The sequence below is a fragment of the Streptomyces sp. NPDC046712 genome (assembly GCF_040645695.1).
Taxonomy (GTDB): domain Bacteria; phylum Actinomycetota; class Actinomycetes; order Streptomycetales; family Streptomycetaceae; genus Streptomyces.
The window spans coordinates 287,313-312,964 of record NZ_JBEYYW010000003.1 but is presented as its reverse complement, the minus strand read 5'-3'; the positions used below and the strand labels follow the sequence as shown (position 1 = coordinate 312,964).

Here is a 25,652-nt window from a genome sequence, read left to right as displayed (position 1 = left end):
GCGCCCGTAGGACTACCGCGCGACGAACTGCGTCAGGATCGCCTGCACTTCGTAGATGTCCACGCCCTTGGTGAAGGTCTTCTGGACGGGGACGGAGTTGCCGGAGATCCAGATCTTCAGCTCGGCGTCCAGGTCGAACGTGCCGGCCGTCTCCACGGCGAAGTGGGTGATGCTCCGGTACGGGATCGAGTGGTACTCGACCTTCTTGCCGGTGATGCCCTGCTTGTCGACGAGGACCAGCCGGCGGTCGGTGAAGAAGATGGTGTCGCGGATCAGCAGATACGCGGCGTGGATCTGCTCCCCCTGGCCGAGCAGTCGCGCGTACTCCTGCTGCGCCTGCGCCGGATCGATCTTGTGCGCGTTCCCGAACAGCGCCATACCCAACCCCCACGATCAGAAGAGAGAACGATCTTCAGACTTTATCCCGCACGGACGTTCGGCCGCCCCGGGCCTTCCGAACCCGGTCAGCGGCTCGCCTTCACGACGTTCGACGTCGCCCCGCGGAACGAGTCGGTCGCCTCGAAGTGGGCGCGGAAGTATCCGCGCCGCGCATCGGCGATGTCGGCCGAGAACGCGTGGCCGCTGCCGGACCAGTGGGCCTCCGTCGTGACCAGGTCCGTCCACTTCACGCCGTCACGGGAGAACTGGATGTGCACCGGGATCGTGGCGGGCGTCCAGCCGTCGGGGAAGTCCATCGCACCCTCGACGTGAACGCCGCGGTCCTGCGTGCGAGTGGCCGAGAACGAGGTGAAGACCGAGGCGCGGAGAACCTTGATCTGGGCGCTGCTCGTGGAGGCGGGGGCGACGAACGGGTCGTCGCTGTGCGACGACACGCGGAAGGTGCCTGTCTCGTACGGCGCGTGGGTGAAGGTGACCTTGCCGTCCTCACCCGTGGTGAAGTAGCCGACGCCGGCCGACTGACCGCCGGCGGAAGGCTCGAAGAGCACCCCACCGCTCTGGCCCGCGAAGGGCATCCAGCCCTGCGGGGTCTCACGCTCCAGCGTCGCCGTGAGGGTGACTTCCTGTCCGAAGTCGATCGTCCGGGCCTCCGCCGGACTCTGGACGACCCAGCGCGTGGCCGCTTGCCGGACGTCGATCTGGATCGGCGCGGCCTCGCCGTACAGCACGGACGGGCGCTCGTTGACGTACCGGTAGACGGCCTGGACCGGCGCCACGGAGTTCACGGTGACCGTGCCGGAGAAACGTCCCTCCGCGTCTGTGCGGACGGTGTTCTCCGTCCAGTAGTCGACGTCGAGGTCCACCGGGTGGTCCACCAGGGGCTTCAGCTCCCGGGTTGCCGGCCAGCGGCCCTTCAGGACTCCGTCCACCCGCACCTGACGGTGGTCGATGTCGATCTCCGTGCGATCCGTGCGCACGTCCTCGAGCACCGCCGCGACGTAGTAGGCCAGAGTGCCCGCGGAGTTCTTCGTGATGCGGTCGCCGTCGGCGTCCGTGGCCTCGATATGGACGGTGTACTGCCCCAGCTCGGCAAGGCTCAGCGGCTGCTTCGTGTGCCACACGCCGTTGTCCGGGGTACCGGAGGCGAGGCCGAACGCGTCGTTCTCCACGACGGCGACCTCCTGCTGCGTGGCGGCGGAGACGATCCGGGCCCTGATCCCCGTGATGGCACTGTCGGAGCCGATGCCGACGGCCAGCGTGCCCAGGTCGTCCGAGACACTGCTCGCCCACCGGACGTCCGGAGCCTGCCCCTCGGCGGCGTGCGCCGTCGTGGTGCCGCCCAACAGGAATGCGGCGGCGCCGACGGCGGCCCAGGCCGCGCGTGTTCTGAACATCAAATCCCCCCAGGGATGCGTCGAAAGACCGCGCCCCTCCACAGCTCTGCGGTGGCGGTCGCGGTTCAACGGCATTCCTATCGCACGGCTGCGACATCGATCCCGCGAGTTTCCGCCGGACGCCGGCGCTGCGTCGCCGCTGCAGGGACCCAACGCAAGAGGCCCCGGACAATCGTCCGGGGCCTCTCAGGCTGTGCACTCGGCAGGATTCGAACCTGCAACCTTCTGATCCGTAGCTCTAGCGGGTTCGGTCAGTGACGGCTATTCCGGCCGCTACCGAGCCCCGGAGGGGCCCTACCGGACGCGGGCGATTGCTGGGGTTGCGGTACCTGGCTGCTGTACCGCAGGATCCAGACGGGGGTGACCATGGAACGGCATGTGCTGGAATCGCTGTTGGCTGGTGACGACGAGGCGTCCGTGATAGCTCTGGCCCTCCTCCGCAGCGGCGCCACCTACAGCGTGGGAGACCGGGCACAACCCGCTGGCGCGCATGCTGGAGTCTTCAAGCGCCGACTTCAGCGCATGCGGATGCACGGATTCGAACCTCTTGGGCTGGAACGAGCAGTGCAGCTCGTCCGCGAACATGGCCAGCCCGTGCGCACAGGGCTGATCGATACTGCCGATCGGACATGGACCTCCCTGCTCTTCCTCACCGAGGACGGCAGCGCACTGGTGGCCTGCGCCAGCTGGCCCCGGTTTGTCAGGGAACCACCGCTTTTAGGAGAGCGGTAGACCCATTGTTGGCCCAACCTGCGTACGGGCATGGGGCGTTGCGCCAGAGTGCGGGCCTCGCCGATACCCCTCGTTCCCCGTGCGTCCCCGCCCGATCTGGCACGCGTGTGGGACGCGACCGTGGAGCTGCCGCCCAGGTTTTCACGTTCAACTCGTCTACCTAGGGCTGATCCTTCTGAATCTGGTTCCACAGCTCTCGCATCTGAGTGAAGGGTGGCTTGGGGTTTGGGATCCTTTCTTGGCGCTGCCAGGCTCCTAACCATTCCAGTGCATGCCTGACGGCCTCTCGCATGGAGTTGCGGTTCATCAAGCCGGGCTCGAATGTATTCAGGGCCCACCAGAAGCCCAAAATTTCGAGGACATCGAGCAGGCGAGTCCGCAGAATTTCATCGCGGAGAGAGCGGGCAGCCACCTCGGCCGGACCAAAGAAGTCATCAAACGTAGCGTTCCACTCGCTATGCTTGGCCGCCGCCATGGTCCCGGTCCACGCGATGCGGTCTCTGCCGCGGACGTTATTGAACTCATCCGGCATAATGCTCAAGTGGTGGCGGATTCGGATCAGCTCGCTCGCCAATGAGGCGACCGCGTCAGTCTCCGCCAGCTCACGCCGCGCGCTCGCGGATTTCTTCTGCTGATAAATGGTGGCAATGAACGATAGGGCCGCCCCAATAAGGGCGCCCCCTAGGCCAAAGGCTGCAGTGATCCAGTCACACAGTCACGAGGATCCCGTCCAGCTACTGCAGTGCGTACCGCTGAACGGGTGCCCCTCCAGATCAGCGGGTGGCCCATCGGTTGGCCAGAACTTCCACCTGTATCCACCCTGGCCCCCAACTCCCATCCCGTCTGCCGGCACCCGCGTACGGAGCCCCCGCCATCCCGGAGCCTGAGCGCCCCCGCCGGAGGCATGTCGGTGACAGACGGAACCGCGGGCCGTTGGGGCTCGACTCATGCCCTTGGGCCTATCCCGCCTTGCAGGGGCGGGCGTCGGCGCAGCGCGCGCGGAGCGGGCAGAAGGCAGGAGCGGCGCCCCGGGCGGAGCCGGGAAGCCCGCCCGGCGGAGCGGAACGCGAAGCCGGGTGCGATTTCCTGCCGCTGCCCGCTGTCTGTCTCAAGGCGCTCCGGATGCGCCGTGCTCAGCAGCTCGGGGACCAGAAGGCCGCCGGGGAGCTGTGGCAGGACACCCGCGGGCTCGTCTTCACGACGAAGCACGGCCCCCCGATCGAGCCGAGGAACCTGACCCGGATGTGCGCCCTGCAGGCCCGTCGCGCCGGCCTCCGCGCGATCCCGCTCCGGAACACCCGGCACACGTGCAACTCGCTCCTGGTCGCGCTCAAGGTCCACCCGAAGGTGGCGCATCCTTCGGCATTCACAGAGCGCGATGACGATGGAGGTCTACGCCGAGGCGAGCGAGGAAGAAGTTCGATCCGCTATCGGCAAGCTGTCCGACGCAATGCGCGGCACCGGCTGAGCCGCCCAAAGCCGCCGCAGCGCAAGACCCCGTGGAGCGTCCCCGAGGTCTTCGCTTTACGCTGGCCTACTTCGATGAGGCCGCGACAGTCAGCGTGTAGTCCACACCGGTCGAGAAGTCACCCGACTGCCCGCGGATCGCCAGTGAATGCGTCCCGGGAGCCAGCGGGGGCAGTTGGACCCACAAGCCGCACCCCGTCGTTATGAAGCGGCCTTCCTCTCCGGTGACCGCGTTGCCTTGAGCGCTCTCCACCGTGATCGAGTCGCCTGTGTAGGTCGACGGCTCGACCGCCTTGCCGTCCAGGAGCACCGTCCCCTCCGCCCTGAAAATGAAGGCCGCACAGTCAGAACGGTCTCCGATGAGATTCACGACGGGGAAAGCGATGGGACGACCGCCGGGAACGGCGCACACGCGCTCGACCTGACTTCCGAAGGTCCCAGCCAGGAACCACACATCCTGCGGTTGGTTGCGCTCGCACTCACTTCCGTCCTGGTCGGCAACAGGGTTGGTCACCTCGGGCTCCGACGCTGCCCATGTCCACCATCGGCCCTGCAGTTCCACGCGAGAGAGGCGAGCGTTCGCCGTCGCTGTCGCCGTCGCCGAGGACGCGGGGGCGGCAGGCCGTGCCGATGCCTGCCCCACCACATCCACCGGGGCTGCGGTGGTCTTCGTCCCGCACCCCGCCAACGCCGCCAGCACTACGGCGGTCATCCCTGCCAATCCAGCCCTGAACCTCATACGAGCCCCTCCCCACCGTGTGCGCCGCCTTGTCTCCATAGCCAGCGCGACATGAGCGGACACCCTATCCACGGGCGGGACCGGGCTCCCGGGTGAGCCCCGTTGCTGTACTTCACTGCTGTACCGCCCAACGCAAGAGGCCCCGGACTCTCGTCCGGGGCCTCTCAGGCTGTGCACTCGGCAGGATTCGAACCTGCAACCTTCTGATCCGTAGTCAGATGCTCTATCCGTTAAGCTACGAGTGCTTGTGCTTCCCGGCTTTTTTTCTTGCCGGTCGGCGTTGCGTGGACAACATTACATGACCTGCGCCGTAGCGCGAAATCCATTAGCCAGACCCCCTCTGACCTGCGAAAACGCCACCTGGGGGCTTCTCCCTGGCTTCGCCCTGTCCGCCGGTCGGGTGACCCCTGCGGGCCCACCAGGAGCGGAAACGGCCGAAGCCCCGGCCGTGTGGGCCGGGGCTTCGGGGTGGGGCGGAGGCGGAGGGATTTGAACCCTCGATGGGCTTTAAGACCCAAACCGCATTAGCAGTGCGGCGCCATAGACCGGACTAGGCGACGCCTCCATGCACCTCGCGCGCCGCGCGGGCGCGAGTGGTGCGTGCAGATGATGACACAGGCGAGCCGCGCGTCACCAATCGCTTCTCACCGTACTAGCCCTCCGGGGCCGAGAGCAAAGCCCCTCGGCCCATCCCGGTTGCGCAACGAACGGCAGTACGGAGCGTTAGAGGAGTCGGGCCCGAGCCCACGGCCCCCACCCGTCTCCCTGGAGTTCGCATGCTGCGCCGCCTCGTACTCGCCACCCTCGCCACCACCGCCGCGGGCGCCGCCGGGATCGGGCCGGTGCCGCCGCTCCCCCTGCTGTCGGCGCCCGACGCGCTCACCGTGACGATCAGCAAGAGCGGGCACCCGGGCGCCGACGGTACGTACCGGCTCGACTGCGACGGCACGCCCGGCGGCGACCACCCGGCCGCCGCCCGCGCCTGCGCGCGCCTCGCCACGCTCGCGAAGGAGGGGAAGGACCCCTTCAAGCCGGTCGCCAAGGATGCCCTCTGCGCACAGAAGTACGGCGGACCCGTCCTCGCCCGCGTCACCGGCGACTGGCGGGGACGCGCCGTCGACGCCCGCTTCTCCCGGGCCGACGGGTGCGAGATCGACCGCTGGGAGAACCTGGAGCCCGTACTACCCCGCGTGCGGGGATGAGGTGAGGATGACGTTCGGATGTTGCCGGGGGCATGAGACCTCCCCCCGGGACCACCTGGGCTGCCCTTAGACTCCTTCCAGTGACAGGCTGCGGCCCGAGGGGCAAGATGGGGCCGGCCAGCCGGGCAAGGTGCAGTGGGTCAGGGAGGAAGCGTCGTCGTGAGCAGCAGGCCATCCCGAGGCGCTGCTCGCCTCGCAGCCATACTTGACGCCCTCCCCGACGGCCTCGTGCTCGTCAACTGCAACGGCACGGTCGTCAACGCCAACACCATCGCCCTCGGCATGTTCGAGACCCCCGGCACCGCCCTCGTCGGGCGCGGGCTGCTCGATCTGCTGCCCGGCTTCGACTCGCGGCTGATCCCCGGCTCCATGCGGCGCCCCGAGGGCGCCGACGAGCAGGGCCGCACCAAGCCGACCCGGATGATCGCCCGGCGTACCGACGGCAGCGAGTTCGCCGTCGAGGTGACGAGCGCCAGCCTGGAGGACGGGCGCGAGGCATACGACTCGTACACCGCCTACACCGGCGACGAGCTCCTCATGCTCGTCGTCCGCGACCTCACCGGCACGCTCGACACCGAGGCCGAACTCGCCCGCTCGCAGCGCCAGACCGAGATGATCCTGCGCGCCGCGGCCGAGGGAGTCGTCGGCACGGACACCGACGGGCGGGTCGTCCTCGTCAACCCCGCCGCCGCGCAGATCCTCGGCTTCCGCGCCAGCGATCTCGGCGGCAAGGAGCTGCACCCGCTGATCCTGCACTCGCGGGCGGACGGCGAACCGTTCGCGTACGAGGACTCGCCGCTCGCCGACACTCTCAAGTCGGGGCGCAAGCACCGCGTCCGCGGACAGGTGCTGTGGGCGAAGAACGGTTCGCGGGTGCCGGTCGACCTGACGACCGCGCCGGTACGGGACGGGGACCAGCTCGTCGGCGCGGTGATGACCTTCACCGACCGCCGGCCGTACGAGCAGCTCACCGAGGAGCACGCGGCCGAGCTGGCCGGCCTCACCGAGAAGCACGCCGCCGAGCTCGCCGAACTCACCGAGAAGCACGCCACGGAGGCGGAGCGGCAGAAGGAGCGGTACGAGGCCCTGGCCGCCCGGCACGAGCAGCTCACGGCCGTCCTCGGCGAGTCCCTGCGCGGGCCCCTGGAGGAGCTGCGTACGGAGCTCTCCACGCTCGCCGCCGACGACGCGGGCCAGCTGTGGCCGGAGGCCAACCAGCTCCTGCACCATCTCGCGGCCGGGTACGCCCGGATGACCACCCTCGTGGACAACGTCCTCGGCTATCAGCGGCTGAACGCCGGCGCCGAGACCCTCGGCAAGTCCGTCGTCCTGCTCGACGGGGTCGTCACCGCGGGTGTCGACGGGGCCGTGGAGCTCATCGGGCCGGGCCGGGCCCAGTTCGCCGTGCACGCGCCGCCGATCGAGGCCGAGGTGGACGCGGCACGGCTCGCGACCGCGCTCGCGCATCTCGTCGCGGACGTGGCCGGGGTCGACTCCACCGGCAAGGCCCGGGTCGTGCCGGGCGCGGGATACGCCGACTCGACGATCGTGGTGGCGGCGGCGCAGCGCGGCGACGTCGTACGGATCGAGGTGCGCGGGCCGTACGCCGGCGGCGACCCGGTCCACCAGCCCATCGTCCGCGGAATCGTGGCCGCGCACGGCGGTGTGGTGCAGACGCACGAGGTGCCGGGGACGAGCGGCAGCGCCTACGTCCTGGAGGTGCCGCTCGGCGCCGGCAAGGGCACGGTGGCCGCGCCGCCCGCCCCCGAACCGCAGCCCGAGTCCGACGGCGCTCAGGCCGGTGGGGCGCTCGCGCTGCCCGCGCAGGCCTCGGACACCCAGGGCGGCGGACGACGGCGCGCCCGGCGGGCGTCCACCGATGCCTTCCTGGAGAGCGCGGTGGCCCCGGATGCTGGTGCTGTCGAGCCGACCGGCCGTCGCCGCGGCCGTACGGAGGAGGCTCCGGCCGCCCCCGCCGAGCTGATCCCCGCCCAGAGCGCGGGCGCCACCAGTGGCGTCGAGCCGACCGGGCGCCGACGCGGCCGGCCCGCCGAGGGCTCTGTCGTGACGGCCGCCGAAGGCGCGCAGGGACGTGCCGCGCTCGGGGACGCCGTTCCGCCCCAGGGCGTTCCCGTACCCGCCCAGGGCGCTCCCGCCGAGGCCACCGCCCTCGCCCGGGCGGCCCTGCCCGCGGTGGCGAGTGGCGATCAGGCGACCGAGGACCGGCCCACCGGCCGGCGGGCGCGTCGGGCGCTGGCCGCGCAGGAGCGGACCGCGGCTGCCGAGGCCGGGCCGCGTACGCCGTTCGCGCTGCCCCCGGCCGACGCGGACCGCGCTCCGGAGGCCCAGCCGCAGGCCGTACCCGCACCGCAGCCCATGCCCGCACCGCAGGCGATGCCTCTCCCCCAGCCGATGCCGGTCAGCGACGAGGGACAGCACGACGCCGCGCGGTCGGCGCCGGACGCCGACCACACGCCGCCACAACCCCACCCGCTGCCCGCGGCGCCGACCGGTCGTCGCCGGGGGCCCGGCGTCGCCGACGAGACGCGTACCGGCACCGGATCCGTACCGCTGCCTCCGGAGGTCCCCGCACCCGCCGCGCCGAAGGACGCGACGCAGAACGGGCGGGCCTTCAGCGTCCGGACGCTCGGGCAGGGCGTGCCCTTCGCCCAGCAGATCGCCGTGCAGCAGAACGGTGCGCAGCAGACCGGCGGTGCGCAGACCGGCGGTGCGCAGGCCGGCGGTGCGCAGGCCGGCGGGGTACAGCAGCAGACCGGCCAGAGCAACGGCTCCGGGCGGCGGCGCAAGCTCGCCACCCCGCCCGAGGGCGACCGTCCGGTCCCGGCCTCCGCGCCCGTAACAGCGACTCCGGCCCCGGCCGGGGCCCCGGCTCACCCTTCGACTCAGACTCCGGCTTCGGCGCCGACTTCGGCTTCGACTGCGGCTGCGGCTTCGGCGGAACCGGTCGCGAAGCCGCACCCACAGTCCAAGCTCGCCCCGCTCGCTCCGGCGGCCCCCGAGGGCCGTGCCTACGCCATAGGAGCGCCCGCCGAGGGCGCCGCCGAGGGCCCCGAGCCGCTCGACGGTCCCGGCGGGGCGGTCGAGGTCGCCAACAGGCCGCTGCCGCAGCCCATCGACGACGAACTGCCCCCGGAGCCGCTGGACAACCCGCGCCGACTGCTCGTCTGGCCGGCGCCCGACGTCTCCACGCAGCAGGCGCTGAGCGACCGCGGCTACCGCCCAGTGATCGTCCACTCCCGCGAGGAGGTCGACGCCCAGATCGCCGCCTTCCCGGCCGCGCTCTTCGTCGACCCGCTGACCGGGCCCATCACCCGGACCGCGCTCCAGTCGCTCCGCCAGGCCGCCGTCGCCGCCGAGGTGCCCGTGCTGCTCGCGGCCGGGCTCGGACAGGCGACGCGGGAAGCGGCGTACGGCGCCGACCCCGCCGTACTCCTCAAGGCGCTGGCGCCCCGCGACAGCGAGCAGCACCCGTCGCGGGTGCTGCTCATCGAGGAGAACGAGGACATCGCGCAGGCACTCGCGGCGACCCTGGAGCGGCGCGGCATGCAGGTGGCGCGGGCGGCGACGGACACCGAAGCGGTCACGATGGCTGCCCAGATCCGGCCGAACCTGGTGGTGATGGACCTGATGCAGGTACGCCGCCGCCGGGCCGGAATCATCGACTGGCTGCGGGCGAACGGTCAGTTGAACCGCACGCCGCTCGTCGTCTACACCTCCGCCGGACTGGACGAGGAGGAGCTCCCGAAGCTGTCCTCGGGCGAGACGGTCCTCTTCCTCGCGGAACGCTCCACGAGCAACGAGGTGCAGGCTCGAATCGTCGACCTGCTCGCAAAGATCGGCACCAACTAGCCCCGTAGGGCCAGTTGGTGCCGATGAGGGGCCAGAGCTCGGGTCAGTGCTCGGGCCAGGACTCGGGTCGTGCTCACGCCGGGGCCCGCGTCTCGCTCGGGCCAGGGCCCGGGTCGGGGACCCCGGTCTCGCTCGGGCCAGGACCCGGGTCTCGCTCGGGCCAGGACTCGGGTCGTGCTCGGGCCGGGGCCCGGGTCGGTGCTCAAGCCAGAGGTCGCGCCCGAGCGTCGGCCAGAGCCGCGTCAGAGCTGGGTCAGAGCTGGGTGACGTCCAGCTCGCCCTCCGCGTACTGCCTGCGGATCACCTTCTTGTCGAACTTGCCCACGCTCGTCTTCGGCACGGCGGGCACGATCGCCCAGCGCTCCGGGAGCTGCCACTTGGCGATCCCGCCCTCGGTGGCGAGGAAGTCCTTCAGCGCCTCGTAGTCCGCCGTGGCGCCGTCCTTCAGGACGACGGTCGCGAGCGGGCGCTCGCCCCACTTCTCGTCCGGTACCGCGACGACCGCGGCCTCGGCGACCTCGGGGTGAGCCATGATCGCGTTCTCGAGCTCGACGCTCGAGATCCATTCGCCACCGGACTTGATGACGTCCTTGGCGCGGTCGGTGAGCGTGAGGAAGCCTTCCGGGCTGATGACGCCGACGTCGCCGGTCTTCAGCCAGCCGTCCTCGCTGAACTTGTCGGCGGGGCGGATCGGCTCGCCGTCGACGCCGCCGAAGTACGAGCCCGCGATCCAGGTGCCGCGCACCTCCAGCTCACCGGCCGACTCGCCGTCCCAGGGCAGGTGTTCGCCGCCGGGGCCGACCAGCCGGGCCTCGACGCCCGCCGGGAAGCGGCCCTGCGTGACGCGGTACGGCCACTGCTGCTCCTCGGTCAGGCCGGCCGGCGGGTGGGCCATGGTGCCGAGCGGGGAGGTCTCCGTCATGCCCCAGGCGTGGCAGAGGCGGACGCCGAGCTTGTCGTACGCCTCCATGAGGGAGGGCGGACAGGCCGCGCCGCCGATGGTGACCTGCTTCATGGAGGAGAGGTCGCGCGGGTTGGCGGTGACCTCGGCGAGCAGGCCCTGCCAGATGGTGGGGACGGCGGCCGCGTGGCTCGGCTTCTCGCGCTCGATCATCTCGGCGAGCGGGGCGGGCTGCAGGAACCGGTCCGGCATCAGCATGTTGATGCCGGTCATGAAGGTCGCGTGCGGCAGACCCCAGGCGTTGACGTGGAACTGCGGGACGACGACGAGGGTCGTGTCCTTGTCCGTCAGGCCCATCGACTCGGCCATGTTGACCTGCATGGAGTGCAGATAGATGGAGCGGTGGGAGTAGACGACACCCTTCGGGTCGCCGGTGGTGCCGGAGGTGTAGCACATGGCGGCGGCCGAACGCTCGTCCAGCTCGGGCCAGTCGAAGGTCGTCGGACGGCCCGCGATCAGCTCGTCGTAGTCGTGCACGCGGGGCGCCACGCCGTCCAGGACGGAGCGGTCGCCCGGGCCCGCGACCACGATGTGCTCGATCGTCGGCAGGTGCGGCAGCAGCGGCGCGAGGAGGGGGAGCAGGGAGCCGTTGACGAGGACGACCCGGTCGGCGGCGTGGTTGACGATGAAGACCAGCTGCTCGGGGGGAAGCCGCAGGTTGAGGGTGTGCAGCACCGCGCCCATGGAGGGGATCGCGAAGTACGCCTCGACATGCTCGGCGTTGTTCCACATGAGGGTGGCGACACGCTGGTCGCCGGTCACACCGAGCTCGTCGCGCAGGGCGTTCGCCAGCTGGGTCGCGCGGGCTCCCGTCTCCGCGAAGGTGCGGCGCTGCGGCTCGGGCTCACCGGTCCAGGTGGTGATCAGTGACTTCCCGTGGATCGTCATCCCGTGCTTCAGGATGCGGGTCACGGTCAGCTGTACGTCCTGCATGGTGCTCAGCACGGCGTCCTCCCGGTGGGCGCTACGTGGCAGTAAGGGTGTGGAGATTCTGCGCACGTACCGCGCGGTATGTCACTACCCGGGAGTACGAAAATTGCCAGTGACTACTGGCAGAGGCCGGCCGTCACCGTACGGGGGCAAGCTCGGGGTCCTCACGGAGCTTGCCCAGCGCACGGGACACGGCGCTCTTGACCGTGCCGATCGATACGCCGAGCACCTCCGCCGTCTGTGCCTCGCTGAGGTCCTCGTAGTACCGCAGGACGACCATCGCCCGCTGGCGGTCGGGGAGCTTCATGACCGCGCGCCACATGGCGTCGTGCAGCACCTGCTGCTCGGCCGGGTCCGGCTCGGGCAGCCCGGCGGGCTCCGGCAGCTCCTCGCAGGCGAACTCGTCGACCTTGCGCTTGCGCCACTGGGACGTCCGGGTGTTCACCAGGGCCCGGCGGACGTAGCCGTCCAGGGCCCGGTGGTCCTCGATCCGCTCCCACGCGACGAACGTCTTGGTGAGGGCCGTCTGCAGCAGGTCCTCGGCGTCGCTCGGGTTGGCGGTGAGCGAGCGCGCCGTGCGCAGGAGAACGGGCCCGCGGGCCCGTACGTACGAGGAGAACGACGGGTAGCGGGCGGCCGTGGAGGCGCCGACGCAGACGGGGCCGGAGGGTGGCGGAGTCATGACTCCACGCTAGGAGTGGGTACTGGGCGGCGGATCGGCCCCAGGTCCCGAACCGCACTCCCCCTCAGGTTGTAGGGGTGGGGATGGCTGGACCTCCTGAAGGTGGAGGCCCGGGGAGGGGGAACTCAGGGTCGATGGGGGGACCCGGGGGCGGCCCGGCCCGGCGCCGGCGGCGGGCGGCGGTTGGCGGCGACGGGCGGCGGTCGGCGGCGGCTCAGTCGTCCGTGCCCAGGATCAGTCCGGACGTGGGGACCCCGGTGCCCGCCGTGACCAGTGTCCTGGCCACGCCGGGTATCTGGTTCACGGACGTGCCCCGCACCTGCCGCACGGCCTCCGCGATGCCGTTCATCCCGTGCAGATACGCCTCCCCCAACTGGCCCCCGTGGGTGTTCAGCGGCAGCGCGTCCGCCGCGACGAAGTCGGCCGCCTCGCCCCGCCCGCAGAAGCCGAACTCCTCCAGCTGCATGAGCACGAACGGGGTGAAGTGGTCGTAGAGGATGCCCACGTCGATGTCGCCGGGTGCGAGGCCCGAGGTCCGCCACAGCTGCCCGGCCACCACTCCCATCTCCGGCAGACCGGTCAGGTCGTCGCGGTAGAAGCTGGTCATCGCCTCCTGGTTGCGGCCGGCGCCCTGGGCGGCGGCGACGATCACCGCGGGTGGATGGCGCAGGTCGCGGGCGCGCTCGGCCGAGGTGACGACGATCGCCTGTCCGCCGTCGGTCTCCTGGCAGCAGTCGAGGAGCCGGAGCGGCTCGACGATCCAGCGCGAGGCGGCATGGTCGGCGAGGGTGATCGGTTTGCCGTAGAAGTAGGCGGCGGGGTTACGGGCCGCGTACCGGCGGTCGGTGACGGCGACGTGGCCGAAGGCGTCCGGGGTCAGCCCGTAGGTGTGGAGGTAGCGCTGGGCGATCATGGCGACCCAGGAGGCCGGAGTGAGCAGTCCGAAGGGAAGCTGCCAGCCGAGCGCGGCGCCTTCGGCGGAGGGCTCGCGCTGCTGGACCCCGGAGCCGAAGCGGCGCCCCGAGCGTTCGTTGAACGCCCGGTAGCAGACCACGACGTCGGCGACCCCGGCGGCGACGGCGAGGGCTGCCTGCTGGACGGTGGCGCAGGCGGCCCCGCCTCCGTAGTGGATGCGGGAGAAGAAGGACAGCTCGCCGATGCCGGCCGCCTGGGCGACGGTGATCTCGGGGCTGGTGTCCATCGTGAACGTGACCATGCCGTCGACGTCGGCGGGGGTGAGCCCGGCGTCGTCGAGGGCCGCGTGCACGGCCTCGACGGCGAGCGTGAGCTCACTGCGGCCGGAGTCCTTGGAGAACTCGGTCGCCCCGATGCCGGCGATGGCGGCCCGGCCGCCGAGACGGTCGGCCTTGCGGATACTCATGCGCCCGCCCCTTTCGGCTCCGGTCGCGACGTCGACTTCGGGTCCGACTTCGGGTCCGACTCCGGCTGCGACTTCAGGTCCGACTTCGGGTCCGAATCCGGGTCCGACTCCGGGTCCGACTCCGGCTGCGACTTCAGGTCCGGCGTCGACCCCGTCGTCATCGACCCCATCGTCATCCGCCCCGGCGCCGAGCCCGGCAGGTCGAGCGTCACCGTGCCCGTGACGTGGTGACCGAGGCCGTTCGCGCCGATCACCCGCACTTCGGCCGTGGCCCCGTCGACCTCCGTCACCGTCCCCGTCAACGTCATCGTGTCACCCGGATAGTTGGGCGCACCCAGCCGTATCGCCACCTTCCGGAGCACGGCCCCCGGACCGAAGTGGTCGGTGATGTACCGCCCCACCAGGCCGTTGGTCGTCAGGATGTTCATGAAGATGTCCGGAGAGCCCTTCTCCCTCGCCAACTCCGCGTCGTGGTGCACGTCCTGGTAGTCGCGTGAGGCGACCGCCCCGGCGACGATGAGGGTGCGGGTGATCGGAATGGTCAGCGGTGGCAGCTCGTCCCCGGCCTTCACGACATGTCTCCGTTCGCGATCATGTCGCCGAGTTCGGCGAGGAGTTCGGTGCCGCAGCCGAGATACGCGTCGAGCTGCCTGCCCCACAGGAAGTGCCGGTGGACGGGGTGGTCGAGGTCGGCGCCCATGCCGCCGTGCAGATGCTGTCCCGCGTGGACGACCCGTCTGCCCGCCTCCGACGCCCACCAGGCGGCGGTCAGCGCGTGTTCGGCCGCCGGCAGGCCCTGGTCGTGGCGCCAGGCCGCCTCGTAGGCGGTGACCCGGATCGCCTCCGTGTCCATGTAGGCGTCTGCGGCACGGAGTTGGACGGCCTGACGGGTGGCCAGCGGGCGCCCGAACTGCTCCCGTACCGAGGTGTACGCGACGGCCCGGGCCAGGGACCCGGCGCAGACCCCGGCCTGCAGCCCGGCGAACGCAACCCGGGCCGCGGTCAGCACGTCCGCGCAGGCTCCGGCGCCGCCGATCCGCTCGCCGCGGGCGCCGTCGAGCTCGAGCCGCCCGGCGGCCCACGGGGCGGTGAGCTCGACGGGCACCACCGTGACCTCGGCCGTCGGGACGAGGCGGAGGGTTCCGTCCTCGTCCGGTACGAGGACGTGCGTGGCGTCCCTGAGCCAGGGCACCCACTCCACGCTCCCGCTCAGAGTGCCGTCCTCCTCGGCACGCACATGTCCGGCGGGCGGGAAGGCCCCGGTCACCACCGTCGTACCGTCCCGGAGCCCGGGCAGCAGCCGCTCGCGCTGCTCGTCCGTGCCGTGCCGGGCGACAGCGAGGAGGCCGTACACACAGCTCGCGGTGAATGGCACCTGCGCCGTCGTCCGCCCCTGCTCCTCGGCGATCAGCACCAGCCCGAGGAGCCCGGTCTCCTCGACCGCGCCCGGCAGTCCGGCCGCGCACAGGGCCTTCCACAGCTCGGCGTCCGTGCCCGCGCCGGCCGCCGTGAGGCGCTCGTGCGTGGCGAGATCGCCGAAGATCCGAGCCGCCAGCTCCTGGGCCGCGGCCTGCTCCTCCGTCGGCGTGAAGTCCATCTCAGCCCTCGCCCCCGTCCTGCGCCCGGAACACCGGCAGCTCCAGCTCCGCGTCCACGCGGAGGAACTCCAGCCGGACCGGCATCCCGATCCGGACCTTGTCGTACGGCACCCCAACCACGTTGCTGACCATCCGAACGCCCTCGGCCAGTTCGATCAGGCCCACCGCGTACGGGCCCGCCGCGTCAGCGGCATGCTCGGGCAGAGTGAAGGCGGGGAAGGGCGGGTGGTGCATCACCACATACGAGAAGACGGTGCCGGAGCCGCTCGCCTCGACGGTGTCCCATGCGCGCGAGCCGCAGGCGTTGCAGCCCGGCAGCCAGGGGAAGCGGAGGGTCGCGCAGTCGCCGCAGCGCTGGATGAGCAGCCGGTGCGCGGCTACGTCTTCCCAGAACCCGGCGTTGTCCCGGTTGATCACGGGGCGGGGCCGCTTCCCCTTCGGTTTCGGTGCCCCGGGCGTGTACTTGAGGATGCGGAAGCGGTGGGTGCCCGCGAGCTCGCCGTCCGCCCGGACGTCCATCCGGGTCGTGACGAAGTACCCCGTCCCGAGCTTGGTGGTCTTGCGCTCCGACACCGACTCGATCACCGCGTCGAAGGTGATCGCGTCGCCGGGCCGCAGCGGCCGCAGATACTCCTGCTCGCAGTCGGTGGCGACCACGGAGGTGTATCCGGCGCCGTCGAGAAGGGCGAGCAGCTCGTCGTACGCGTCGGAGCGGCCGGTGTGCCCGGACAGGCCGCCCATCGTCCACGCCTGGAGCATGGTCGGCGGGGCGACGGCCTCCGGTCCGGCGTAGGCCGGGTTCGTGTCGCCCATGGCCTCGCACCAGTGCCTGATCATGGGCTCGTTGACCAGGTCCTTGCCGGTGCCCGCGGTGGCGGCCGCCCGCCCCTCGTACGTCTTCAGCCGGTCGTGGATGTCGTTCACCGCCGCCCCCGATCCCTCTTCGTACCGCTCATGCCGAGCCGCATCGTCGCGACGATCTCGCGCTGCACCTCGCTCACCCCTCCCCCGAAGGTGTTGATCTGCGCGGCGCGGTTCATCCGCTCGAGCTCACCGCCGTCGAACTCCCCCGGCGACCCCGCCCTCACCAGTCCCGCCCCGCCCGCGATCTCCTGACATATTCGGTACACCTCCACCGCCGATTCGGTTCCCGCGAACTTCACGCCGCTCGCGTCGCCGGGGGCCAGCCGGCCGGCCCCCACATCCCCCACCAAACGCCAGTTGAGCAGGCGCGTTGCCGCGAGCCTGGCATGCGCTTCGGCGGCCCGGATCCGTATCCACGGCTCGTCAATGCGGCGCCGCCCCGTCACCGGATCGGGTGTGGCGGCCCGGCGGAGCGCGGACGTGTAGAAGTCCTCGGCCTGCATGCCGATCGCGGCGAGCGCGACCCGCTCGTGGTTGAGCTGGTTGGTGATCAGTCCCCAGCCGCCGTTCTCCTCCCCGACCAGGTTCCCGGCCGGGACGCGGATCCCGTCGTAGTACGTCGCCGTCGTCGTGAGTCCGCCGACGGTCTCGATCGGCGTCCACGAGAACCCCGGGGCGTCCGTCGGGACCAGGACGATGGAGATGCCCCGGTGCTTGGGGGCGTCGGGGTCGGTGCGGCAGGCGAGCCAGATCCAGTCGGCGTTCTGGGCGTTGGAGGTGAAGATCTTCTGCCCGTCGATGCGCCAGGAGTCGCCGTCCCGTACCGCCTTCGTACGGAGCGAGGCCAGATCGGTGCCGGCCTCCGGCTCGCTGTACCCGATGGCGAAGACGGTCTCGCCCCGCAGGATCCGGGGCAGGATGGTCGCCTTCTGCTCCTCGGTGCCGTACCGCATCAGAGTCGGGCCGACGGTGTTGAGCGTGACCATGGAGACGGGCGCGCCGGCCCGGTAGGCCTCGTCGAAGAAGACGAACTGCTCGTCGGGGCCGCGGCCCTGCCCGCCGTACTCCTCAGGCCAGCCGAGCCCGAGTAGGCCGTCGGCGCCGATCCGGCGGAGGAGCCGGCGCTGGCCGGCCGTATCGGTGGGGGAGGGTGGGCCGTCGGGCATCACGTCGCGGAAGTACGCGCGGAGTTCGGCGCGCAGCCGGAGCTGCCGCTCGGTCGGGGCGAGGTGCACGGCGACGGCCTCCCGGGGGAACGACTAAGTTTTCTGACTGTCCGTCAGATGCGGGAGTCGTGTCAAGGTCACGGACGCGGAGGCGGAACGGCCGGCGGGCAGGGAACGCCCCCGAACACCCGGAACACCCGAAACATGCGGAACGGCCTGTACGGCGGCACCGAAGTGCCGCCGTACAGGCCGTCGTTCACCCCTCAGTCATCCCCCCCGTCGGGCCGGCCCCAGCCGCCGGCTAGCCCCACCAGGGGTAGAAGTTGACGACCGCGTTCGACTGGTCGATGGCGGTGAACCCGGAGCCGTTCACACTCGCCGTGTTGTTCTGGTTCGAGGCACCCGAGCCGGTGGCCACCTGCTGCGTAGTGGTCGAGTTGCCGAAGTTGTCGCCACCCACGCCGCTGCCGACGATGCCGGCGACGCTCGTGTTCGATCCGTCGTCCGCGAAGCCGCCGTTGTCGGCGTGCGCCACACCGGTGAAGAGCGCGGCAGCCAGGGGCAGCGCGGCGGCAGCGGCGAGAACGCGGGCGGTACGGATGCTTGCCATGTGTTTTCCTCCAGGAACGGAAGTGCGGCTGAAGTGCTGAAGCACTGAAGTACGGCTTGCTCCAAGGCAGTTGGCCGACCGCCCCGGTCGTTGTGCTCGACGTCGCGACTCCAGAGTTGCCCACACAATCCCCGGCGAACCACCCTTCAGCAGCCGATTCCCCCTCAAGCGTGATGACAAGTCGATAAACCCCCTTCGCGCCCACAAAGGCGCAGCTCACGGCGGCCGGGGCGGGGCCGCTCCGCCGAAACCGCGCACCGCAAGGGGGGAAGCGTTCCGGCAGATTTTCAGCCAATCTGCCCCTCTTCCCTTCTTCGAACGCATGTACGAAACTGAAGCCATGGCCACCTCCGACCGGCGCTCCGCCACCCTGGCCCTTGCCCACGCGCTGTCCGCGGCAGAGCGCGGGCTCCCTGTCATCCCCCTGTCCGCCACGAAGCTCCCCGCCCTGCGCTCACCCCACCGGGACGACCCGCACCCGGTCGCCTGCCACGGGGAGTGCGGCCGGCCGGGGCACGGCGTACACGACGCGACCACCGACCCCGCCGCCGTACGGGCCCTGTTCGCCGCCGCGCCCTGGGCCACCGGCTACGGCATCGCGTGCGGGCGCCCGCCGCACCACCTCATCGGCGTCGACCTCGACGTCAAACACGCGGACGCACCCGCGGACGCCACGGCCGAACTGCGCCACCTGGCGCTCCAGCACCTGTTCACCCTCCCGCCCACGGTCACGGTCCTCACCCCGAGCGGCGGCCGTCACCTGTGGCTGACCGGCCCACCGGACGTCGTGGTCCCGAACTCGGCGAGCCGTCTCGCCCCCGGCATCGACATCCGCGGCGCCGGCGGCTACCTGGTCGGACCGGGCTCGGTGACGGCCAGGGGCGCGTACCGGCTCGCCCCGGGCAGCGCGGACCTCGACCCGGCGCCCTGCCCACGCACCCTCCTGAACCTGATCGCGCCCCCCACACCACCCCCACGCCCCCACCACGACCCCGCCGGCCCACGCCACGGCCGGGGCCTGATCCACTTCGTCCTGACGGCCCACGAGGGCCAGCGCAACACGCGCCTGTTCTGGGCGGCCTGCCGGGCCTACGAGAACGGCCTCGGCGACTCACTCACCGACGCGCTCACGACGGCGGCGATCCGCACAGGCCTGACCGAACGCGAGGCCCGCGCCACAATCCTCTCGGCGGCCCGCCTCTCGGGCGCGTGATCCGGGGCCCTCTCGGGCGGCCGATCCGGGGCCCCTCTTGGGGGGACCGGGGGGCCGCCCGTCCGGCGCATGATCTGGGGCCCTCTGCGCGCGTGATCCGGAACGAACGCGGAGGGCGGGCCCCGGAATCCGGGGCCCGCCCTCTGACCTGCTACTTCTCTGACCTGCAAGCGGTGGGTGTGGGATTTGAACCCACGGTGACTCGCGCCACGACGGTTGGAGACGTCCAGCACTCGATCGAGCACGGCAAGCGGCGATGGCCATCCGGCTGGACACAGCCGGAACAGCGGCAGTGCGGGAGAAGCTGGGTATCGCACCGTCGGCTACGGCGGGCGTACGTGAGTCGGTGCGGGCGTTCCACCGAGCGCGGCACCTACCCAGCCTTGCCGAGCGGATCGCGGCTATGTACGTGCTCGCGGTGGGCTTCGTGCTGTGAGTGAACGCCGTGCAAGCTGCGGCCCCAGTGCTGCCAAGAGCCATGGCCCGGAAAGCGCAGAACCTCATCGCCCACGTGACACAGGCGCCGTCACTGAGCGCGCCGATCAAGATCGCCGAAGCGACAGCGCTCACGTTGATCGCTCTCATGATGGCGGCCGTGATCTGCGCGGTGGCGATTCAGCTCTTCCGCTTCGCTTTCCTGCGGGGCGCGTGCACCTTCCGCCCCGCGGTTGCATCCCTGGCCGTGATCAGGGCTTGTAGGTCCGTATTCGGGGCTGTTGGCCCTCAGCGGACCGAGGGTCTGTGGGACATCGCCTCCTCAATGGAAATCGTCAGGAAGGAGGTGCGCCGAGCCCACCGCGTCCGGGGGCAGCCTGCTGCGCCGCGGCGGCCGAGTACGCATGGCACGGGCCCATGCGCTGAGCGTCATCAAGCGCTTGGACGCTGCAGAGGCCCGGAGCGACGTGGACGGCGATTGAGCGCTCCCAGAACTCGTCGCGCTCCTGGACCAGGTCGCCGAACGCTACGTGGAGGGGCGGCTCGGCGGGCTCCTCGATGAGGAGAGGCTCAAGGACTTTCCCGCAGGCCGCGATAGGGAGGCTCTGCGCCTTGGGCTGCTTGCTGTCGCTGGGCTCGGTTCCGTCGGTGCAGGGCTCCTCGCATTGTCGGATCTGGTGACGGCTGTCCTGATCGTGAGTGTGGGCATTCTGGGTGTGGCGCTGCCCTACCGCCGCAACCCAAGGGGTGGGATCGAACTGCTCGGGCTGTGGCGGCCGTGACCGCATGCTTCCCAATGGAGCGAGGGCTGCAGGGCGTCAGTGAACCGCGGCCGTGGGTGGGTCGGGCGGTCCGCTGAGCTAGCAACTTTCGGCCGGCCGGGCAGCCTTGTCCCTGGCACCACACGCCGCATACCCAGCCCGATGCAACCCTCCGGCCCCATTCGCCCGCCACGCCAAGCTTGGGCCGAGTGGCCTACGCCGAAGCGGGGAGTGCGGCACTCTTCAGCGATGAACCCCGATCCTGGCCCCTGGTACAGCACCACGCTCAACGTCTGGACGCTGGCGGGAACCCTTGTCGCTGTCATCACTCTCTTCAAGGCGGTCCCTGCGGGGTGGCGTCTCACCCTCGGGCGCCGCCGGCACCTGATAGCCCAGCTCCGGAAAATCGCCCCGGGAGTCCGACACGACTACGTGGAGGGCCTGCTTGGACAGCCGAAGTGGCAGTCCACCATGACCTGTACACGGTTGGGCACCCCGCTCAATGAGGAGGCGGACGAGGAGGACCGGGACGTCGAGGTCACCGTCCGAACCTGGCCTCTTTCAAGGCTGGGCTATTTGGTCACCTGGTCCGAGAACGACGCGGTGGTCATGTACGGCATCACGACGACGAGCTGGTGGTTCCGTCCTCGCGTCGTCATCGGCGAAACCCGTATCCGCCTCGGCAAGTCGCCCCTTTCCGACCTCGGCCAGCCGCTGCATCACCGCGCATGGCTGGGGAACCGCAGGTTCGGCTACCTGGAGGAGCACTACTTCGGCAACCCGGGCGGGTATCGGAGCTGGTACGTGGGAGTCAACGACATCGGCGTCCGTCCCGTGGCTCCCAGGCTCGGTGACATCGAGCCCGAGGACAACCAACTGCCGGAGCAGAAGCGGGACGCTTACCGAGCCGCAGCAACGATCAACACCGTCGTCATCAGCGGTGTCGCCCTCTACGAGGAGCTGCAGGAGGCCACGTTCTCGTTCTTCGGCACCTCGCTCGGAGTCAACCAAGACCTGGTCCGGCTGACGGATCCTAGCTACTACGTGATCGACAGCCGGATCAGCCGGTTCTACGTCCTCGTACAGAACTGGTGGTGGGGCCGTCGGCTCAACCGTTTGGAGCAGCGGACGCACACGTCGCTCAGATGAGAAACAACCGTCCCACCAGCGTGGTCGGGACGCGTTGGCGAGTAGCCGTATGTCGGGCGGCGTGAGGCCCGGCGACCATCCTTGCGGCGTGGCATGCGCCGCGACTCCAGTCGCCCGGCCAGTCCTCGAGAGGAGATGCCTTCCGCACCCTGCGCTCCACCCCGTGCCTCGGTCGGCGATCAGATCGGTTACTGAGTAGGACCGAGCTGAACCTGCCGCCATCAGGACGGGGTTGGGCTGAGTGCGATGGTGTCCGGGCTCGCAGTTGAGTTCAAGTCACTGTCCTGGAAGCAACGTTGAGCGGCGAGCAGAAGATCTGCTAGAAAATCGACTTCGCAGTCCGTTGGACCCCTGGGGGAACGATGACCTCAGCACCGCCGCCGCCCGTTCCACCGCCCTACGGTGATGTCCCCCCGCCGCAGGCCCTGCCGCCGGCCAGAGTGCCCTGGTATCGAAACTCGACCATCATTGCCGCCTTGATCCCGACAGTAATCTTCGGCGGTATCACGGTATGGCAGAACGGACAGAACAACGAGTCGAATGCCAAGAGTGCCGACATGGCGTCATCCGGCGAGGCACGCGAGAAGCGCGACGAAGACAAGGAAAAAGCAATTGCGGCTGGGCCGCCGGTCTCCATCACGGCAGGCGAGTCCGAATGGCTACCCGTTCAGTATGTCTTTCCTCAACCCACGCGCAACTTGGGGGAGATGGATGGTCACGCCAAATGGGATGCCAAGTACGGCGAGTGGCTCCGGAAGAACCAGGCTCGACCGATTGGCCTCTATTCTGTGCGGCTCACCATTGCCGCACTTCGAGACGAAACAACCATCATTCAGGACTTCAAGCTGAAGGACCGTGACTGCCCCAACACGGTCCACAACACGGTTGAGGATGCGCTCAACGCACCGCCGAACATCCATGGCACGCTGGTCGACCCGCTGCCGGTGGGCGGATCGGGAGAGGACGTGCAACGGACCGTCATCGGGTTCGAGGTAAGCCAGTACGACACGGTCGCACGCTCGGTATGGAAAGGCTACCCGGAGCCAATCACTTCAGACACCGGGATGACCGGCTATGAGATCAAATTCGGAAAGAGGGTCTCCGAGCGTCCAGTGGTGCTGGAGCAGAAGGATGCGCGCACTTTCGACATCTATTTCGCCTCCGGTGCGGATTGCACCTTTGGCGTAGAAGTCAATGTTACGAGTGGCTCAGACGATGTCTGGATTCCCCTCAAGGTCGGCGCGTTCGGCCAGCTTCGAGCCTCTATCGGGGGCGGGCACTCTTCGTATGAGACCTTCGCCAGACCGAAGCCCTCCGGACGGGGAATGGAACTGGCAAACCCGAAGGAAGGCTATGTTCCGGTAATTGAGGTAACTGGAGATGACGTTTCCCCTGGCGCATAGGCCGCCTGCTTCGACCTACCTGCGGAGGGGTTCACCACCCATCAACCCGAGCTTCAGGCGGGCGGGCTGGAGCGAGGTAGAGAGACGGGCCGCACGCCGCGCCGGCCTTGATGAAGTAGGGCGAGCGTTACCGCGCGCTGAGGATCAGTCGGTTGCGGGCGGCTCCGGGTGCCGGACGCGCTTCTTCAGCTCCTTCTCGACGTCATACCGAGGCTGCTCGGTCGCCTCGGCATGCGCCGTGATCGCGGCCTGTACCGCGACCGCGGTCTCCATAGTCAGCTCCTTGGCCTGGATCTCCGTCCACGCCATCTCTTCCAGCTGGATCAACTCGTCACTCAGTTCGATCGCCACGGCCGGATCGTAGAACCAGGCTCTGACATTCCAGCGGATTGGCGCGGCTCAGTCGAGGACACCGAGGTCGGAGTCTGGCCGGCAGATCTCGCACGCCCGGATCCCGCCCGACGCGATGGCCTGGAGGGCCTGCTCGCGGGTGAGGGGCTGGGTGCTGAGCAACGCTCTCCGGTACGCCGTGGAGCGCGGCACCCTTCCGGCCAATCCCTTGGGGCGGGTCGACTGGACTGCTCCCGACAAGGACGACGAAGTCGACCTCCGCTACGTCCCCAACCCGGACCAGGCCGCCAAGGAAGCCAAGACGCCCCTCGCCGACGTGCCGTACTACCTCCGCCACGCTGGAGTGTCCCTCTGGATCAATTCGGGCGTCGACCCGATGGAGGTCGCTCAGCGAGCTGGTCACAGTCTCACGGTGCCTTCCGCTTCTACGCCAAGATCCTCAAGGGTCAGCAGTCCCGGGCGAACGAGCTGATCGAGAAGGGGCTGAGTGGCGGGTGAGCCCCAGGATCCTGGCCCACAGATGGCCCATACGCACTGGTCAGCGCCGGGATTCCGCCGATCCAGGGTGAGACAGGCTGAGCACAGAGAGCGGGCCCCGGATTCCGGGGCCCGCCCTCTGACCTGCTACTTCTCTGACCTGCAAGCGGTGGGTGTGGGATTTGAACCCACGGTGACTCGCGCCACGACGGTTTTCAAGACCGTTCCCTTAGGCCGCTCGGGCAACCCACCCACGCCCCGCCTCACCTGCTGCGGAGCGGGCAACAGCCTACCGGCTGGCCGCTCCGGGCGTGGAGGGCCCGCGAAAGGGGCTGCCGAGTCGCTCGGCAGCCCCGGGGAACCGGTCGGTCGCGGTCAGTTGTCGCCCGTGCGTTCGCCGAGGGTGACCGTGGTCTTCGCCGTCTTGCCGTCACGCTCGTAGGTGATCTCCACCGAGTCGCCCGGCTGGTGCGTCCAGATCTCGCTGATCAGCGTCGGGCCGCTGTCGATCTGGCGGTCTCCGAAGCCGGTGATCACGTCGCCCGCCTTCAGGCCGGCCTTCGCCGCCGGGCCGCCCGCGGTGACGGAAGGAGTGCCACCCGCGCCCTCGTCCGCGATCGTCGCCCCCTCGCCCTTGTCGGCCATGTTCACGGTCGCACCGATCACCGGGTACACCGGCTTGCCCGTCTTGATCAGCTGCTCGGCCACGTTCTTGGCCTGGTTGACCGGGATCGCGAAGCCGAGGCCGATCGAGCCCGCCTGGGACTGGCCGAAGCCGCTGCCGGTCGACTGGATCGCCGAGTTGATGCCGATCACCGCGCCGCTCGCGTCGAGCAGCGGGCCGCCGGAGTTGCCCGGGTTGATCGAGGCATCCGTCTGCAGGGCGCTCATGTACGAGTTCTTGCCGCCGGAGCCGTCGCCCGAGGCGACCGGACGGTTCTTGGCGCTGATGATGCCGGTCGTGACCGTGTTCGACAGACCGAAAGGCGCACCGATCGCGATCGTCGAGTCGCCGACCGCCACCTTGTCGGAGTTGCCGAGCGGCAGCGGAGTCAGCCCCTCCGGTGCCTTCTTCAGCTTCAGGACGGCCACGTCGTAGCCCTCCGCCCGGCCCACGACCTCCGCGTCGTACGTCTTGCCGTTCGAGAAGGTCGCCGAGAGCGTGCCGCCCTCCGCCGCCGACGCCACCACGTGGTTGTTGGTGACGATGTGGCCTTCCTTGTCGTAGACGAAGCCGGTGCCCGTACCGCCCTCGCCCTCGCTCTCGCCGCCGCTGCCGCCGGACTTCGCCTGGATGGTCACGACGCTCGGCAGCGCCTTGTTCGCCACCGCGGCGACCGTGCCCGGGTCACGCTTGAAGGCCGCCGGGGAGTCCCCCGCGGAGACCGTCGTCGAGCTGATCCCCTCGTCACCGCGCTCGGCCGCCCAGTAGCCGATGCCGCCGCCCACACCGCCGGCCACCAGTGCGGCCACGAGGACCGCCGCCACGAGACCGCCGGTCCTCTTCCGCGGGGCCGCCGGTGCCGGAGGAACGGGCTCGCCCCAGGACGGCACGGCCGGCGGGGGCGGAGGCCAGCCACCCGCGCCCGCCGGGGCGCCGGCACCGACCGGGACCTCCGCCGGAGGGGGCACGGGCAGCGGCGCGGTGGCCGGCTCGGAGGCGTCCACGGCAGGAGGTACGGCAGGGGCGGGAGGCGTCGGAGGGGCGGGAGGGACGGACGGGGCATTCGGGTCCGCCGGAACCGCGCTGCCCTCGTTCTCGGTGCTCACAGCTCTCTCCTCGTTCACTGCACAGGTGGATGCCATCACTAGGGTGCTGCGAACAGCTTTTCCCACAGGGCGTCAGGCCACTGTAAGCCGGAGCTGTG

The 25,652-nt window shown here is 70.2% G+C and carries 19 protein-coding genes, 3 tRNA genes and 2 pseudogenes; 6 read left to right on the top strand and 18 right to left on the bottom strand.

Annotated features, from left to right (window positions below):
* Positions 1–12: 12 nt before the first annotated feature.
* The 3 genes from ABZ939_RS05940 to ABZ939_RS05930 form a co-directional block, all read right to left on the bottom strand.
* The gene (locus tag ABZ939_RS05940) at positions 13–378 is read right to left on the bottom strand and encodes a PH domain-containing protein (protein ID WP_361849736.1); all 366 of its coding nucleotides are present in this window, start codon (positions 376–378) and stop codon (positions 13–15) included.
* Positions 379–464: 86 nt separating this feature from the next.
* Positions 465–1,793 (bottom strand): hypothetical protein, encoded by a 1,329-nt coding sequence (locus ABZ939_RS05935; RefSeq protein ID WP_361849734.1) that lies wholly within the window; start codon positions 1,791–1,793, stop codon positions 465–467.
* An 892-nt stretch (positions 1,794–2,685) separates the two neighbouring features.
* A complete protein-coding gene (locus tag ABZ939_RS05930; protein WP_361849732.1) occupies positions 2,686–3,099 on the bottom strand; it encodes a hypothetical protein in 414 nt (137 codons plus the stop codon).
* Positions 3,100–3,605: 506 nt separating this feature from the next.
* Here ABZ939_RS05930 and ABZ939_RS05925 point away from each other — a divergent pair.
* Positions 3,606–3,993: pseudogene (locus tag ABZ939_RS05925) on the top strand (site-specific integrase); the annotation flags it as partial.
* A gap of 66 nt (positions 3,994–4,059) precedes the next feature.
* On the opposite strand, the gene ABZ939_RS05920 reads toward ABZ939_RS05925, so the two are convergent.
* The 3 genes from ABZ939_RS05920 to ABZ939_RS05910 all read right to left on the bottom strand — a co-directional run bounded on the left by ABZ939_RS05920 (position 4,060) and on the right by ABZ939_RS05910 (position 5,296).
* A complete protein-coding gene (locus tag ABZ939_RS05920; RefSeq protein WP_361849730.1) occupies positions 4,060–4,554 on the bottom strand; it encodes a signal protein in 495 nt (164 codons plus the stop codon).
* Between the two features lie 349 nt (positions 4,555–4,903).
* A tRNA-Arg gene (locus ABZ939_RS05915) sits at positions 4,904–4,976 on the bottom strand.
* A 229-nt stretch (positions 4,977–5,205) separates the two neighbouring features.
* Positions 5,206–5,296: transfer RNA gene (locus tag ABZ939_RS05910), tRNA-Ser, on the bottom strand.
* A 211-nt stretch (positions 5,297–5,507) separates the two neighbouring features.
* On the opposite strand from ABZ939_RS05910, the gene ABZ939_RS05905 reads away from it, so the two are divergent.
* Together ABZ939_RS05905 and ABZ939_RS05900 are read left to right on the top strand one after the other, a co-directional pair.
* Positions 5,508–5,933 (top strand): SSI family serine proteinase inhibitor, encoded by a 426-nt coding sequence (locus tag ABZ939_RS05905; RefSeq protein ID WP_361849728.1) that lies wholly within the window; start codon positions 5,508–5,510, stop codon positions 5,931–5,933.
* 159 nt (positions 5,934–6,092) lie between these two features.
* A complete protein-coding gene (locus tag ABZ939_RS05900) occupies positions 6,093–9,803 on the top strand; it encodes a PAS domain-containing protein (RefSeq protein ID WP_361849726.1) in 3,711 nt (1,236 codons plus the stop codon).
* A 253-nt stretch (positions 9,804–10,056) separates the two neighbouring features.
* On the opposite strand, the gene ABZ939_RS05895 is transcribed toward ABZ939_RS05900, so the two are convergent.
* The 8 genes and pseudogenes from ABZ939_RS05895 to ABZ939_RS05860 all read right to left on the bottom strand — a co-directional run bounded on the left by ABZ939_RS05895 (position 10,057) and on the right by ABZ939_RS05860 (position 17,995).
* Positions 10,057–11,709: a long-chain fatty acid--CoA ligase gene (locus tag ABZ939_RS05895; protein ID WP_361849724.1), complete on the bottom strand. Its 1,653-nt coding sequence runs from the start codon at positions 11,707–11,709 to the stop codon at positions 10,057–10,059.
* A 121-nt stretch (positions 11,710–11,830) separates the two neighbouring features.
* Entirely contained in the window at positions 11,831–12,376 is a 546-nt protein-coding gene (locus ABZ939_RS05890) for a SigE family RNA polymerase sigma factor (RefSeq protein ID WP_361849722.1), read from the bottom strand.
* Between the two features lie 214 nt (positions 12,377–12,590).
* Positions 12,591–13,757 carry a lipid-transfer protein gene (locus ABZ939_RS05885; RefSeq protein WP_361849720.1) on the bottom strand — a complete coding sequence of 389 codons (1,167 nt, stop codon included), beginning with the start codon at positions 13,755–13,757 and terminating at the stop codon, positions 12,591–12,593.
* A 191-nt stretch (positions 13,758–13,948) separates the two neighbouring features.
* Positions 13,949–14,329: pseudogene (locus ABZ939_RS05880) on the bottom strand (MaoC family dehydratase); the annotation flags it as partial.
* The gene (locus ABZ939_RS05875; protein WP_361849718.1) at positions 14,326–15,354 is read right to left on the bottom strand and encodes an acyl-CoA dehydrogenase family protein; all 1,029 of its coding nucleotides are present in this window, start codon (positions 15,352–15,354) and stop codon (positions 14,326–14,328) included. The gene ABZ939_RS05875 and the pseudogene ABZ939_RS05880, both read right to left, overlap by 4 nt.
* Before the next feature lies 1 nt (position 15,355).
* Positions 15,356–16,279, bottom strand: coding sequence for a bifunctional MaoC family dehydratase N-terminal/OB-fold nucleic acid binding domain-containing protein (locus ABZ939_RS05870; protein ID WP_361849716.1), 924 nt, complete (start codon positions 16,277–16,279; stop codon positions 15,356–15,358).
* The gene (locus ABZ939_RS05865) at positions 16,276–17,454 is read right to left on the bottom strand and encodes an acyl-CoA dehydrogenase family protein (RefSeq protein WP_361849714.1); all 1,179 of its coding nucleotides are present in this window, start codon (positions 17,452–17,454) and stop codon (positions 16,276–16,278) included. The genes ABZ939_RS05870 and ABZ939_RS05865 overlap by 4 nt, the downstream gene beginning before the upstream one ends.
* A 232-nt stretch (positions 17,455–17,686) precedes the next feature.
* Positions 17,687–17,995 carry a hypothetical protein gene (locus tag ABZ939_RS05860; RefSeq protein ID WP_361849712.1) on the bottom strand — a complete coding sequence of 103 codons (309 nt, stop codon included), beginning with the start codon at positions 17,993–17,995 and terminating at the stop codon, positions 17,687–17,689.
* Between the two features lie 340 nt (positions 17,996–18,335).
* On the opposite strand from ABZ939_RS05860, the gene ABZ939_RS05855 reads away from it, so the two are divergent.
* The 3 genes from ABZ939_RS05855 to ABZ939_RS05845 all read left to right on the top strand — a co-directional run bounded on the left by ABZ939_RS05855 (position 18,336) and on the right by ABZ939_RS05845 (position 22,956).
* Positions 18,336–19,208, top strand: coding sequence for a bifunctional DNA primase/polymerase (locus ABZ939_RS05855; RefSeq protein ID WP_361849710.1), 873 nt, complete (start codon positions 18,336–18,338; stop codon positions 19,206–19,208).
* 1,445 nt (positions 19,209–20,653) lie between these two features.
* Positions 20,654–21,553: an ETEC_3214 domain-containing protein gene (locus ABZ939_RS05850; RefSeq protein WP_361849708.1), complete on the top strand. Its 900-nt coding sequence runs from the start codon at positions 20,654–20,656 to the stop codon at positions 21,551–21,553.
* 362 nt (positions 21,554–21,915) lie between these two features.
* On the top strand, positions 21,916–22,956 hold the full coding sequence (locus tag ABZ939_RS05845; RefSeq protein ID WP_361849706.1) for a hypothetical protein: 1,041 nt from the start codon (positions 21,916–21,918) through the stop codon (positions 22,954–22,956).
* Positions 22,957–23,100: 144 nt separating this feature from the next.
* Here ABZ939_RS05845 and ABZ939_RS05840 read toward each other — a convergent pair whose 3' ends face one another.
* The 4 genes from ABZ939_RS05840 to ABZ939_RS05825 form a co-directional block, all read right to left on the bottom strand.
* On the bottom strand, positions 23,101–23,307 hold the full coding sequence (locus tag ABZ939_RS05840) for a hypothetical protein (RefSeq protein WP_361849704.1): 207 nt from the start codon (positions 23,305–23,307) through the stop codon (positions 23,101–23,103).
* A gap of 48 nt (positions 23,308–23,355) precedes the next feature.
* Positions 23,356–23,469 (bottom strand): DUF6233 domain-containing protein, encoded by a 114-nt coding sequence (locus ABZ939_RS05835; protein ID WP_361849702.1) that lies wholly within the window; start codon positions 23,467–23,469, stop codon positions 23,356–23,358.
* A gap of 482 nt (positions 23,470–23,951) precedes the next feature.
* A tRNA-Ser gene (locus ABZ939_RS05830) sits at positions 23,952–24,036 on the bottom strand.
* Between the two features lie 123 nt (positions 24,037–24,159).
* Entirely contained in the window at positions 24,160–25,554 is a 1,395-nt protein-coding gene (locus ABZ939_RS05825) for a trypsin-like peptidase domain-containing protein (RefSeq protein ID WP_361849700.1), read from the bottom strand.
* Between the last annotated feature and the right edge of the window lie 98 nt (positions 25,555–25,652).